At 39.8% G+C, this 14,271-nt stretch carries 13 protein-coding genes; 2 read left to right on the top strand and 11 right to left on the bottom strand.

All coding sequences use genetic code 11. The features are described from left to right. Positions 1-385 precede the first annotated feature (385 nt). Both B3H30_RS03660 and B3H30_RS03655 read left to right on the top strand, forming a co-directional pair. Positions 386-904, top strand: coding sequence for a KdsC family phosphatase (locus tag B3H30_RS03660; RefSeq protein WP_070562067.1), 519 nt, complete (start codon positions 386-388; stop codon positions 902-904). A gap of 2 nt (positions 905-906) precedes the next feature. After that, a complete protein-coding gene (locus tag B3H30_RS03655; protein WP_115047264.1) occupies positions 907-1,485 on the top strand; it encodes a Maf family protein in 579 nt (192 codons plus the stop codon). A gap of 55 nt (positions 1,486-1,540) precedes the next feature. Here B3H30_RS03655 and B3H30_RS03650 read toward each other — a convergent pair whose 3' ends face one another. The 11 genes from B3H30_RS03650 to B3H30_RS03600 form a co-directional block, all read right to left on the bottom strand. Further along, entirely contained in the window at positions 1,541-4,126 is a 2,586-nt protein-coding gene (locus B3H30_RS03650; RefSeq protein ID WP_286833317.1) for a TonB-dependent receptor domain-containing protein, read from the bottom strand. 263 nt (positions 4,127-4,389) lie between these two features. Continuing rightward, the gene (locus B3H30_RS03645; RefSeq protein WP_201639734.1) at positions 4,390-4,989 is read right to left on the bottom strand and encodes an HYC_CC_PP family protein; all 600 of its coding nucleotides are present in this window, start codon (positions 4,987-4,989) and stop codon (positions 4,390-4,392) included. 170 nt (positions 4,990-5,159) lie between these two features. Then, positions 5,160-7,625: a phosphocholine-specific phospholipase C gene (locus tag B3H30_RS03640; RefSeq protein ID WP_286752335.1), complete on the bottom strand. Its 2,466-nt coding sequence runs from the start codon at positions 7,623-7,625 to the stop codon at positions 5,160-5,162. A gap of 184 nt (positions 7,626-7,809) precedes the next feature. Then, a complete protein-coding gene (gene trpA / locus B3H30_RS03635; protein ID WP_286833316.1) occupies positions 7,810-8,571 on the bottom strand; it encodes a tryptophan synthase subunit alpha in 762 nt (253 codons plus the stop codon). A 3-nt stretch (positions 8,572-8,574) separates the two neighbouring features. Next, complete coding sequence (gene trpB, locus B3H30_RS03630; protein ID WP_286833313.1) at positions 8,575-9,759, bottom strand: tryptophan synthase subunit beta; 1,185 nt, start codon at positions 9,757-9,759, stop codon at positions 8,575-8,577. Continuing rightward, entirely contained in the window at positions 9,756-10,382 is a 627-nt protein-coding gene (locus B3H30_RS03625; protein WP_112373782.1) for a phosphoribosylanthranilate isomerase, read from the bottom strand. Before B3H30_RS03625 ends, trpB begins: the two co-directional genes overlap by 4 nt. Before the next feature lies 1 nt (position 10,383). Then, positions 10,384-11,373, bottom strand: coding sequence for an anthranilate phosphoribosyltransferase (gene trpD / locus B3H30_RS03620; RefSeq protein ID WP_286833311.1), 990 nt, complete (start codon positions 11,371-11,373; stop codon positions 10,384-10,386). Positions 11,374-11,734: 361 nt separating this feature from the next. Next, positions 11,735-12,202 carry a hypothetical protein gene (locus tag B3H30_RS03615; protein WP_139144911.1) on the bottom strand — a complete coding sequence of 156 codons (468 nt, stop codon included), beginning with the start codon at positions 12,200-12,202 and terminating at the stop codon, positions 11,735-11,737. A 151-nt stretch (positions 12,203-12,353) separates the two neighbouring features. Next, positions 12,354-12,575, bottom strand: coding sequence for a DUF2795 domain-containing protein (locus B3H30_RS03610; protein ID WP_028072584.1), 222 nt, complete (start codon positions 12,573-12,575; stop codon positions 12,354-12,356). A 122-nt stretch (positions 12,576-12,697) separates the two neighbouring features. Next, a complete protein-coding gene (locus B3H30_RS03605) occupies positions 12,698-13,456 on the bottom strand; it encodes an ABC transporter ATP-binding protein (RefSeq protein ID WP_070562268.1) in 759 nt (252 codons plus the stop codon). Beyond that, positions 13,438-14,229 carry a lysophospholipid acyltransferase family protein gene (locus B3H30_RS03600; protein ID WP_286833309.1) on the bottom strand — a complete coding sequence of 264 codons (792 nt, stop codon included), beginning with the start codon at positions 14,227-14,229 and terminating at the stop codon, positions 13,438-13,440. The genes B3H30_RS03605 and B3H30_RS03600 overlap by 19 nt, the downstream gene beginning before the upstream one ends. Positions 14,230-14,271 lie beyond the last annotated feature (42 nt).

The following is a 14,271-nucleotide window of genomic DNA, read 5'->3' as shown; positions in this document are numbered from 1 at the left end:
AGGGTTCGTTACTAACCAATTATAAACCTAAATTATGAAAAGACTCTTTAAGGGCTTCTAAACTAAATTAGTTGCCGTGTTGTGCCGTGAAAACTAAAAATGATTGTTTTTTTAATCTTATGCAAGCTTCAAGTCAATAACTCTTCTGATTGCTTGTTGTTAGTGTTTCATAGCGAGATAACCTTTAATTATCTTCTACAAAGATACGGTAAATATACCGTAGCATCCAAATATTTTTAAGAATAAGTTGCTAATACAACTATGTTGTGACACACAAATGATATTTTGGCTTATCTGAATAATTATCTGACAGTGTTGTCAATTAGATCAGTATCGCTTCGCGAATTATTACTCGAAATGCCTTACTTTTACAAAAAATATATTTATGGTATTGACTGAATTTAAATCGATAAAAGCATTTGTATTGGATGTAGATGGTGTGCTGACTGATGGTACTGTGCAAGTTAATGAAGAAGGGCATCAGTTACGTACATTTCATATAAAAGATGGCTATGCCATGCAGTTGGCGATCAAGAAAGGTTATCCGATTTTTATTATCACAGGTGGAGGTTCGAAGGGCGTCGAGCAGCGGATGAAGGGTTTGGGGATCAAAGAAGTCTATTCAAAAGTTACGGACAAGCTTTCTAAAATGAAAGAACTTGCTTGTGATTACAAGCTTGAATTAAATCAATTGATGTACATCGGCGACGATATCCCTGATCTTAGCTGCATGAAGTCCGTTGGGATAGCTGTTTCTCCGGCAGATGCAGTAGAAGAGATCAAGAAAATTTCACATTATGTGTCTGGTTTTTGTGGCGGAAAGGGAGTTGTACGTGAATTGATCGAAAAGGTAATGAAAGTACAAGGCAACTGGTATGAGGATGAAACGGTAAAAAGCATATAGGGATGTTGAAAAATCTAAAAAATAGAACAATTATATTAGGGTCTCAGTCTCCACGGAGAAAGCAGCTGTTAGCAGGGCTTGGACTGACATTTGAAGTCGACGTACGGGAAACGGCAGAATATGTGGATCCGAATTTGTCTGCAGCTGAGGTCGTTCGTCAAATTGCTATTTGTAAAGCGGAAGCATTTGCGGATAAAAAAGATTGTTTGGTTATCTGTGCCGATACTATTGTGGTATCGGATAAGGGCGAAATCTTAGGTAAGCCCAAAGATGAACAGGAAGCCAGAGAAACGCTAACAAACTTGTCTGGTCAGAAACATGTGGTGCTGACTGCTGTAGCGATCTCATGGGAGGGTAAGATGAGCACTTTTGTCGAGACGACAACTGTTTATTTTTACGAACTAGAGCTGGATGAAATCGATCATTATGTTACTCAATTTTCGCCACTAGATAAAGCAGGTTCTTATGGAATACAGGAATGGATCGGCTTAATCGCCATAAAAAAGATAGAAGGGGAATACAATAATGTGGTCGGATTACCCACGGCAAAGCTTTATCAAGAATTGAAAAAGTTAATATAAAAAAAGCGGCTTTTGCCGCTTTTTTATTACTCTTTGATTTTTTTTAGCTTACCTGTTATTTGATGAAATAACGAACGCCGGTGTAGAACATGCGTCCTGTTAAAGGACCCCAAAGCATTGACGTATCAAAATAGTTTCCAAAGGGTTGATCCGCGGCAAGGATTGGCATATTTTGGAAATAATTAGACAGATTTTCTCCGCCCACATACACGGTGAAGTTTTTCTCTTTCCCAAAAGTTTTGCTAATCTGCGCATTCATTGTCGCATAAGCCTTTGATGCTGTAGGCATTTGATATTCAACGGGGTTCTCTGCTGTTGATGGAATGCGTTTTTGTCCAACGACATTCAATGTATAATCTACACTCCAGCCAGAATGGTGATTATATGCCAGGTTGACAAAACCACGGTGTTTGGCCAATAGCGGTTTGGTCTTTCTGCCACTTTCAAAATCAGTTTGAACATCAAGTAAGCGATAGGCCAACCTCGTTTCAAAATGTGGTGCTGGCATCAAGCGAAATTCTGTTTGCAAACTATTGGAGAAAGATTTTCCATTCAAATTATAAAAATTGATCTCTCGGGGATTTTCGTAATCGACCACGACCTGATTAGAGAAGCTGTTATGGAAAAATTCAACTGATGCCGAAGCCTCACGTCCGAAGATCCGCATACTTTGGTCTATCGCTATTCCGCTATTCCAGGAGACTTCAGGTTGTAGGCCATAAGCCTTATCGTATATATTAGGCGATTGGATAACCAATTTTCTGCTACTAGCCAATACTGCCGTGTTCTCCGCAAATATATTTGCAGTACGTTGACCTCTTCCTGAGCTAGCTCGAACTGTTGTTCCCGAAAGCGGGGCATAACGTAAATGGATGCGTGGTGTTGTAAACCATCCATACAGGGAGTTGTAGTCTTGGCGAAGACCAATAATGGCATCAAATTTTTCTGATGGACTATAGGTATATTCTGCAAATGCTCCCGAAACCACTTCTTTCCTTTTGAAGTTTTGATCTTTTAAATACCACTCATTGTAATTGTCATAATTAATGGAGGCACCAACGCGATACTTGTGGGCGACTGTCCCGATAATATCTTGAAATAAGAGATTAGCATATCCATTTTGTTGCTCCGAATCGTAGTTATTGAGCCCAAAATAGCTTTTTTGATTGTAGTTTGATCCTGCAAGCTGGAGACCTATGCTGCGGTGCTTATTTTCGGGGAACACATAACCAATTTTAGCAAAACCTTCTACGCGTTCGATATCAAATCCCAAACCATAGCGATTTGTCGTACCTTTATCTGTCTTTTTGTTAAAATCAATCTGTCCGCCTGTACGGTCGTCATTGAGATATTTAACCCCAAATTGTACCATAAGCCCTTTTCCATTTTCATAAAACCAGCGGTTGACACCAGAGAATAGATTGCCAACGGGTATATCTCTAAAACCGTTGTGACTAAAGTTCATGGATTTATTGTACATGAAATTGTCATGCAGGAGCACTGCAGTGGACCAATGCTGACCAATTTTTTGTGAAAGATTTAAGTTGACATCTGTACGTCCCATGTTGTTTGCATAGGCATTAAAAAACAATTTTTCTGAATTTTGAGGTTTCTTCAATTCGACATTGATCTGTCCGGCCATGTTTTCGAAACCGTTGGCTACGGAACCGATACTTTTCGCAATTTGAATTGATTCAATCCATGTCCCTGCAATAGAATTTAAACCTAAAGGAGAAGCGAGCCCACGTGGCCCAGGTAAATTTTCAACGGTTAATTGGGTATAAATACCGCTAAGGCCTAGCATTTGAATCTGTTTACTGCCTGTTACTGCATCAGCACTGACGACATCGACGGAGGCGTTGGTTTCAAAGCTTTCGCTTAAATCACAGCAAGCGGCTTTGAATAACTCTTTTCCGGTAAGAACTTCTAGTCGTGCAGGTGTCATACGGTCAATATAATTTGAGCGTCGTGTTCCTTTAACCTCGACTTCCATCAACACATTGCCCTTCGCTGTAATCATAATGACTTCATGCAGATCTTTGATGGTGATGGTGTCAGATTTCATCCCAACATAACTTACAACCAATTTGTTGAACCCTTCTTTGTGGTCCAATTTAAAAACACCATTTTCGTTTGTCCTTGTGTTTTTGGTTGGGAGGTTGGCCCAGTGTAAATTGGCGCCAATGATGGGTTTAAGATCCCTCTTTTCATTTTCTTCAACAACAACACCGGTAACGGTATGTGGATGATCATGGTTATCGGTTGTCACCGCTTTCTTTTCGGGTACTTTGCCATTTTCCAGTCGCGGATACATACAGCATTCATGGAGTTTAGCATAGGCTTCATCAGTGGCCACCAGGTTGTCAACATCATGACCAACCTGAGCAATATTTTTCTTGATTGCCTCCAACTGAACTTTTTGGGGGTTATATTTGATTTGCAATAGGTTGTCTCCTGCATTCCAAATGGCCGTTTCTACGCCATGCATTTTTGCGGCCGTTTCAATACGTTTTTTACACATAGCGCAATTTCCAGCCACTGTAAGTGTGCGGGTACTGTCGGTCTGTGCCTGTACAAATGCCAGAAAAAATAAGGATAGGATGGTCGTTGTATATATTTTTTTGAAAATTTGATTCATCATTTTAATTAAGAGTATTCGCTTCAACTAGCATTTAATTTTACCTTCATGATATCGCGCAACCACATGCAAGGGGTACGGATTTATTTTTTTCAGTTCTACAATTTTTTTGCTGAATGATTTAAAATCCACTTTTTTGTTCCGTGATAAGCTACGAAAAGATGAATGTTGGGAATAACAGTCTGCTATTCTCGCGAGATATAAAAACTATAGTGGACTTCGATCAATTCAAGAAAATGAACTGCGTTCAGTGAAAAGAGGTGATATTAAATTCTAAAATTTTGATTGAGAATAAAAACAGGAGAGCTCTGTCTATTGTAACTCGCAAAATCGGTATACGTTAGTTTAGAAAAATCGTCTTCCTCCCCAGCGAAATGATAATAATTAAGTATCCAATGAAGCGTAATTATCGCAGGAGAAAAATGGTTGAAATCAAGATTTTGTGTTACTCTGCTGAATTTATCGACCTTTTGTGCTTCGATCTTAACATCTTTACAGCTTCCTGTTTCATGACAGTGTTTCTGCTGTTTTTTTGCAGACTTGGCACACAGAGGGCAGGCCATATTATGGCTTTCCGATAACGATACACTTTGTGTTTCCCCTTGGCAAAAATGAAGATGCACTGAGGCACCACTTGCTGCGAGCAAATAGAAAAATAGGCCGATTAATAGTGCAATTTTCTTCATCGAAGCAAAAATAAAGAAAATATGTAATTTTTTTTTGTAATATTTTGGATAAATGTTATAACTTGTAGTAACAAATGAAAAACTAAAATTTACCAAAGTTATGAATTTATTATTTATCAATCCGGTCAGCTCGTATTTGCTAGCTATCTTTTTGATTGTTGGGGCAATTCTATTGTACAAGGGATTTTACCATCTGGCTCGTCGTATACAGGAATAGTACAGTATGTTCGGTGTTTTTTAGGAGCACTTTACAGGGAAACAGCCTATGTAGTTTAGTCCCTTAAATTTGACTACTCAAGGAAGATTTTATAAGAATGGGAACATTTTCTAGATGCTCCCATTCGTGTTGTTTATCGGCTTAATAAAGGGTCACTTTTTCCGGCATTTCCAATCTCTACACGACCTGCATATCGTTCTTCGAAGTTTAGAAAACCATTGCAAGTAAGGCTGAAGTCGTACCAAAAGTTTTGTTTAGCCAATTCAAAATGTATCGTGATGGATTGTCCACCTTTAAGTTGCAAACTTCTTTTTTCCTTTCCATAGCTGAGATCCTCAAAAATAAGTTGCTCGGTTGTTTTTCCATTGTTTGTACAGGAGAAAGACAAACGGCCAGTAAATGCTGCTTCATTTTTACTTTTTTCATACGTACAGCGGATCTTTACATGTGGATTATCCGCGTCGCCTTTAAATTCCCGATAAAATCCGTTTGGACCATGGATTTCGAGGTGGTACATTCTTTTGTCGAAGGCATCTAGCGGCCAATGGTCTGTTACATGATCTCCTGGAGCAACCGCATAATTTCTGGAGGTTCCAACTTCTCCTTTGTAGCTAGCAGCATGGTAAACTGTAAATGGTGCGCCTGCGGCCTGTTTGCCAAAAATTTTATCTGAAGCCTCAAATGTGACCAGGTAATCCCCTTTGGATTGGTATTCGCCATGCACATAAAGTTCATAAGGAAGGATACATGAATCCCGAAGCCCTTTTTCTTGTTTTGGGAAATAGGGTGAACTGCCGGGGTCTTGCTCTATTTGTTTGATCTCCATTGCGCTAAGCGCTTTGAACCCCATGGGAAGACCTTTGAACTTGGCTTGGTGAATCTCTTGGATAAAAGGTTCCCGCTCCAGCACAATAGGTTTGTTCATGGTTTCGCCATGATAGGGTCTAAATGCCGAAGTTAAGTCTCCACATACAGTACGCCGCCAAGTGCTGATGTTGGTTTCTTTTATATTTTTATTGATTTTGTGATTAATAAACTTCTCCAGGAATTGTAAACTGGAGGTATGGTCAAACACTTGTGAATTGACCCAACCGCCTCTGGTCCACGGAGAAGCAATAATCATCGGTACACGATAGCCAAGACCGATATTGCTTTCTCTTCCGCTTTCAGGATAATATTGCTCATCGCGGCGTACAAATTCCAATGCAGGATTTATTCCCTCGGATACTTTTCCACTTTCTGTATCATCAGGGTTTGGTGCTGTAAAGGGTGCAAAGTGATCGAAATACCCATCATTCTCATCATAAGTAAGTATAAAAATTGTCTTTTTCCAAACTTCTGGATTTTGGGTGAGAATGTCCATAATTTCGCTGACATACCATGCGCCGAACCAAGGAGAATCGGGGTGGTCAGAAAAAAGCTGGGGCGGAGCTAACCAAGATACGGTTGGAAGTTTACCCTCCTCAACATCTTTTCGGAATTGATACAGGACATCTCCTTTAGGGATCTGTAACTCGCGCTGTTGCCCCCCTTCTTGATAATGCATTGTTTCCAATTCCATATAATCTTGCTGCGCACTGTTGTTAACAAAGGCACGGCGATGAATATCTTTTGTCCGCTCGTCGAGCTTTTCAAAGTTATCGGCTGTATATCGCTGTAATTCTTCTTGAATATGCTTGAGATTTTTCTTTAAATCTTCAAGTGCTTCGGCAGCTGGTGTTTCGCTAATTTTGCGCTCGAGATCTTCTTTTTTTAGAGTCAGGAGCTGGCGATAGCGGGGATGATATTTGACCTGATATTGGGGGAAGTACTCCATCGGATTACAACCAAAATTGGCGAGCCAGCTGTTTGCCTCTCCACTATAACCAGCACTGCTTGAAGAAATTTCATTTTGATAGATTTTCCAGTCTACGCCTAATTCCGAAAGGCGTTCAGGAAAAGTGGTCCATGTTGCTTTCCCGCTAAACTCGGAGTCTCCATTCCAAACTAAGGCTTTTCCTGTCAGATTTTCCCGGATATTGGCCGTCCAGAAATAAAGCCGGTTTGGATTCGTGCCGGTGATGCTCGAACAAAAGTGTTGGTCACAGATTGTGAAAGAGTCTGCCAGAGAGTAGTAAAAAGGAATGTCTTCACGGGTATAATGTCCCATAGTCAACGGTAGATCGGCAAATTCTTTAAATCCAGAATGTTTTACATCCAACCATCTGTTCATTTTACCCTTATTCCTTGCGTCGGTTTGATCGGTCCAGTTGTGCGGAAGACAGCCCATCCAGGTAACTTTTGAATCTTTGATATCCAATCGGAAGGGGGCAAATGTTTCTCCGGATTTTTGCGTCTGAAACCATACTTTATTTCGATTGGGTTGACGGATAGCTCTTGGGTCATTGAAGCCTCTTACACCACGTAGTGTTCCAAAGGCATGATCAAATGAACGGTTTTCCTGCATTAATAAAACGACGTGCTCGGCATCATAAAAGGTGCTGCCCAATGCTGGATTAATAGCCATCGCCTTCGCAATAGCGGATGGAATAACATGGGAGAGAGATGCTCCCCCGGCAAGCATAGCCGCTTTCTTTAAAAAATCTCTTCGTGTATCCATGGTTATATCAGTATAGATTTGACGGGCCGCCTATTGCTTGGTTAATTAAGGCAGCAAAGATATTCTCTTTGAAAAAATACATTTTCAAAAACCGTCTTAAAAATAAGAGTTCGATCCAAGAAAAAAGACTTTAGATCGAACTCTTATTAAAAAAATAATGCTTTGCTAATTTTTAGCCTGTAGGTTAAGCTTTGATAGACGAGATAAATGCTGGGATTTGGTCGAGATAATCCGGTTCCTTTAACCGTTTTACAAATGCAGTACCTATAATGGCACCCGCCGTATGCTTGCTTGCTTTTTGAAAGGTCGGTTTATCGGAGATACCGAAGCCAACGATCAATGGGTTTTTTAATTGGAGATCATGTATCCGCTTAAAGTAAGCTGCTGTATCGTCTCCAACATCAAGTGTTTTACCCGTCGTTGCATTGGAAGAAAGTAAATAAATAAAGCTCCTAGAAAGGCTGTCTATTTTTCTGACGCGTTCTTCAGAAGTCTGCGGTGTTACGATGAATATATTGGCGATCCCATTTTTCTCGAACGTCTCTTTGTAAAGTTCTTCGTATTCATCCATTGGTAGGTCGGGTATAATGACACCATTAATGCCTACATTTTTACATGCTTCACAGAATCTTTCCACACCAAATTGAAGTACAGGATTAAAGTAGCCCATCAAAAATACGGGGATACTGACATGCTTACGCAGGTCATTCAACTGATTAAATAACTTTTCTACAGTCATACCATTTGCCAAGGCAATTTCAGAACTGTGCTGAATGACAGGTCCATCTGCCACTGGATCGGAATAAGGGAAACCGATTTCCAGAAAGTCCGCGCCGGCATCTTCCAATTTCTTTGCAATATGGATTGTGCTGTCCAATGTTGGATACCCAGCTGTAAAATATATCGATAAAAGGGGGGTACCTTCTTTTTTCTCAATTGTATTCATGCCTTAAAAATCAAAGTATTTCATATAATTATCTAGATCCTTGTCACCACGTCCAGAAAGACAGACAACGACAGTCTCATCGCCTTTAAAAGGTATTTTTTCCAGATAAGCCAGCGCATGAGAACTCTCAATAGCCGGTATGATACCTTCTAATCGCGTAAGCTCAAGACCTGCACGCATCGCTTCGTCGTCAGTTACGCTGACATAGTTACCTCTACCGGATTTGAATAACCAAGCGTGTTGGGGGCCAATACCGGGATAATCGAGTCCCGCCGATATGGAGTAAGGTTCGATGACCTGGCCATCCGCTGTTTGCATAAGTATAGATCGGCTTCCATGTAAAACTCCCTCTTTTCCTAATGCTGTTGTAGCAGCGGATTCGCCTGAATCAACACCGTGGCCAGCGGCCTCTACGGCATACAATTGAACCGATTCTTCATCGAGGTAATGATAGAACATACCTGCCGCATTGGAGCCTCCACCGACACAGGCCAATACAATATCTGGATTTTCTCTTCCTGTTTTTGTCAAGAGCTGTTTTTTCGTTTCGGCAGAAATAATAGACTGAAAGCGAGCAACCATATCGGGATAAGGATGTGGTCCCACAACAGACCCAATGATATAATGGGTGTCGACAGGATTGTTGATCCAATCTCGCAAAGCTTCATTGGTAGCATCCTTTAGCGTTTTGGACCCTGATGTTGCCGGAATAACTTCGGCACCCATCATTTTCATCCGTGCTACATTTGGAGCCTGACGTTGAATATCAACTTCTCCCATGTACACTGCACATTGTATACCTTTGAGCGCACAGACGGTCGCTGTCGCTACGCCATGCTGTCCTGCGCCTGTCTCCGCAATGATGCGCTTTTTGCCCAGGCGTTCCGCTAATAGAATTTGGCCAATGGTATTGTTGATTTTATGCGCTCCGGTATGGTTAAGATCCTCCCGTTTTAAGTAAATCGTAGTTCCATATTTTTCAGATAGACGCTTGGCATGATATAATGGAGAAGGACGTCCGACATAATCGCTGAGCAGTTGGTTAAATTCCTCCTGAAAGCTCTCTTCTTCGATAATTTTGAGATATTCTTCATGTAGCTCTTTCACATTTGGATAGAGCATCTCAGGGATATAGGCTCCTCCAAAGGGACCATAATATCCTTTTTCATTGACTTGATATATACTCATTTTTTAATTGTATTTATACTGTGGCTTAATAGCGCAATATCTTTTAAGCCGGGTTCTACTTCAAATTTTGAATTTAAATCCAGGGCATATAGTCGTGGATCATTTCTTTCTAGCGCTGTTTTGATATTTTCGGGATCTAAACCACCGCTGAGAAAATAGGGGGTAGTAAGTTTGTATTGGTCCAATAGGGACCAGTCAAATTGTACTCCTGTACCACCATAGGAACTACTTTTGGTATCAAATAAAAAGTAGTCCACAACTTTAGCGTAAGGATCAAGCTGTATCCAGTCAAAGTTTTGATCAACTCCGAAGGCTTTCAAGATGATAACCCCTGATTTTTCTTTCAATTCAAGACAGAATTCGACAGATTCATCGCCATGCAATTGAATTACATTTAGTTGGAATTCAGTTATTTTATCTAGAATTGCTGAGAGGCTAGCATTGACGAAAACGCCGACTTTGCTTAGACCGTCAAGCTCCTTAATGTATGCGGAGGAGCTTTGACCAACATAACGTTTGGATTGATCATAAAATATAAATCCCATATAATCGATGCCCAAGGAAGCTACAGCGGTTATATTGTCGGGATATTTCATACCACAAACTTTTACTTTGACCGCCATTTTATTTTTTGATTAGTTTTTGGAAACTTCGTAAAGCTTTACCTCCCATCAATGAACCTTCTGCTTCATAAAAACAGTCGCCAAAAGATTTTTCGGGGTTAAAGGTCTTGATCGCAAATGCGGCATTGGTCAAAACAACATTGTTCTGCACATCTGTACCCTGATTGTTCAATATCGATAAGAATGTGTGGGCGGCATCCGCTACCGTTTCACCTCCTGTCAGCTCCTGGGCTGAGACTGGGGTGAAACCAAGCTCTTCCATGTTGTAGTAATTTTCCCCTTGGTTGTTGATTAACTTAAAATCACCAGTCATGGATATCTCGTCATAACCGTCCAAAGCATGAATAATGGAATATTGTTTGTTGGTGTTTTGGTATAAATAACCATATAGTCTTGCCAATTCTAAACTAAATACACCAACAGACTGAAATCTAGGATTGGAAGGATTTGTCAATGGCCCTAACATGTTAAAGAAAGTCTTAACACCCAATGCACGACGTATCGGGGCAACAGTTTTCATTGCAGGGTGAAACAATGGTGCATGGAGAAAACAGATGTTGGCTTCATCAAGCTGGCGTTGTAGTTCAGCCTTATCGTTGCTGAATTGATAGCCTAAATATTCCATGACATTGGAAGAACCACAGCTCGAAGATACCCCGATATTACCGTGTTTTGCGACATGGTAACCAGCCCCAGCTGTGATAAAAGATGCTATTGTCGAGATATTAAAGGTATTTTTACCATCCCCACCTGTACCGCAAAGGTCAATTAAATCATAACCATCAAAATCCAGTTTGAGACATAAATCATACATCGCATCCCTAAACCCTCCAAGCTCTTCAACGCGAATGCTGCGCATACCATAAGCGGTCATAAATGCCGCAATTTGGTGGCTGTCATATTTGCCCATGGCAATGTTGGTTAGAATCTCGTAGGCCTCTTGCCGAGAAAATGTCTTGTATTCAAATAAATGCGCTAAAATTTCTTTCATGGTAATTTAAATAAAAAAAGGGCTTACCTTATTTAGGCAAGCCCATCATATCTTGACGTATTAATCAAATAATGCAATAGGAATTTGCCACAACGTTATTCGTTGTGCCACCACCAAGCTTTATTTGAGACAGTTGTTATCATTGTTGTTTTTATTAATACAAATATGGTTGATAGAATTATAAAATGCAAGTGTTTTTATTGAAAAATTTTTAAGAAAGCATCATTGGCTTAATATTGCTCACAAATATGCTGTAAAATAAAACCTGATAAGCGCGCATTTATGTAAGCCTGAGCGTGATATTTAAGGGTTATAAGAGCAGGTATCTGATAAAATGGGGGCGATGAAAACAAGATGAAAATTAATAGAATACAAAATGGGCCTTATTGTTACCTTTAGAGACTAATGTAAAAGAAGCTATTTTTCTATCACGAATAACGGCAGCAAATACAAAACGCTTGAGGTATTTGACAAAGTAGACTTGTTGTGGATCAATACCTTCGAGATCGATATCACTGGTTTCTTTTCTTCCCGCTTGAGCAAAGCTAAGATATTCCAGTTGGTTGATATTCTTGCTCTGTACATTTATCCTGATTTCATCGATGCTTGCCAATAAGTATTCTTGCAGGTCTTCGTTTAGTTTTTTTGATGTGATTAGATCTTGACTTAGTATAATATCAGTAGCTAGACTAGGATCATGTAAACGTTGGACAAACCTTTTTAAAACAACAATATATTCATTGGATGTTTGTTGTTCCTGAGAAAATAGGCTTTGGCTGACCATACAGCTAATCAATAGGAACAACAATAGCTTTAATTTTATCTTCATATCTGTAAGACTTAGCTTCATCTAAATGGATTAAAACCATGGAATAAAAAAACTCGGGAGCTAATCGGTATACACCATACTGAGGTGTCTCCGAAAAGAGGGGGATGTTTTCAATAAAAAACGCCTTTATTAAAAAGGCGTTTTTTATTTTTTAGTATTCATCTTCATTGAAGAAGAAATCGTCTTTTGTTGGATAGTCGGGCCAAATTTCTTCGATATTTTCATATGGCTCACCATCGTCCTCAAGAGATTGTAAGTTTTCAATCACCTCAACAGGTGCACCCGAACGAATAGCGTAATCGATTAATTCATCTTTTGTTGCTGGCCATGGTGCATCTTCTAGATGCGAAGCTAATTCTAATGTCCAATACATATAAAAACAATTTAAGTTCTCTATTTTCGCAAAACTATGATTTAATTTAACTTAAGCAAGTAAATCACGTGTTATTTTTGTGGTTTTAATGTAAGTGGTTGATTTTTAACGTTATAATATTTTTAGATATTCTCAAAATCACTTCCCTTTTCGTTTAACGCATTAAGTCTTGGGGACACGGATTTAATATCAGGATTTGGATAATCATTTTCGATCAAGCCATCTCGCATGCGTACAATACGGTGTGCATGTAATGCGATATCCTCTTCATGAGTCACTAGGATAATGGTATTGCCCTTGGAGTGAATTTCTTCCAGTAGACCCATAATTTCAATAGACGTTTTGGTATCAAGGTTTCCTGTTGGCTCATCGGCAAGTATAATGGATGGATCGTTGATCAACGCTCTTGCAACAGCCACACGTTGTCGTTGTCCTCCTGAGAGCTCGTTCGGCCTATGATCCATACGATGTCCTAAGCCGACACTTTCCAATGCTGCAGTAGCTTTTTCCTCACGTTTAACTTTATTATAGCCCGCATAAATTAGGGGAAGTGCAACATTTTCAAGTGCTGTATTCTTTGGTAATAGGTTAAACGTTTGAAAGACAAAACCAATTTCTTTGTTTCTTACTTCGGCGAGTTCATCGTCAGTCATGTCACTCACATTAATCCCGTTGAGGATATATTCTCCCCGGCTAGGGGTATCCAAACAACCGAGAATGTTCATTAACGTGGACTTGCCTGATCCTGAAGGCCCCATTAAGGCAACAAATTCTCCTTTATGGATGTTGAGTGTAACGGAGCTTAAGGCATGAATTGTTTCTGCACCAATTTGGTACTCTCTGGCAATATCCTTGATTTCGATTAAGATCTTTCCTGACATATTTTTTGGAGGTTCTCTAGGTTATGAAAATACGATTTATTCTTCATAATCCAATAGGAATGCATTTTGTCATATACAACTTTTTCTAGTTCCGATGCATTATCATCGTTAAAATCTTTAGTCTCTATCGGCTTGAATACATGTATTTTAACTATCCCCGGCCGAGACCCTCTTTTCGAGCCGTCATCGAAAAAGATATCCCAGGCATTTTCTATAATAATGGGTACTGTGGGAACGTCATTCTGAATAGCAATTCGAAAGGCTCCGGATTTAAATGCGTGAATCTGTGGGGGGAAACCATCGTCGATTTTTCCTTCTGGGAAGATAACCACACTTGTTCCGCTTCGGACGAGTTCATTGGCACGTTGAAAAGCCTTGAAAGAAGATACTTTACTTCTTCTTGTGACCGGGATATCTATTGTTTTGAAAAAAATGCGTGTAACCGGGTTTTTAAGCAGGGAAGCTTTTCCAATAAATGAAAAAGGAGCTGGGCACAAGTAGGTAAGGGCTGTTATATCCAAGACCGAAGTATGATTGGGACACAATACCATGGAACGGTTCCAATCTATTTTTGATTCATAGCTCACCTTAAAAAATACACCAGCTAAGGCCGAACCACCAACTGATACCCAGCGTCGCATACGGGCAATCCGAGCATAATTTTTTTCGGGACGTCGTGCTAAAAAATAGATATAAGGGAAAAACAGAAGAAAAACAAGTAGAACGCTGATAAAATACCAATACCGATGGAGTTTTTTGAGCAATAGGATCATACAAGTCAACTAATTTTGACCTAAAGTAAAAAAAGAAAATGG

Origin of the sequence: Sphingobacterium sp. UBA7038 (assembly GCF_002494055.1) — a bacterium.
Lineage (GTDB): Bacteria > Bacteroidota > Bacteroidia > Sphingobacteriales > Sphingobacteriaceae > Sphingobacterium > Sphingobacterium multivorum.
The sequence above is the reverse complement of the archived record's forward strand: the minus strand, read 5'-3'. Positions and strand labels throughout refer to the sequence as shown.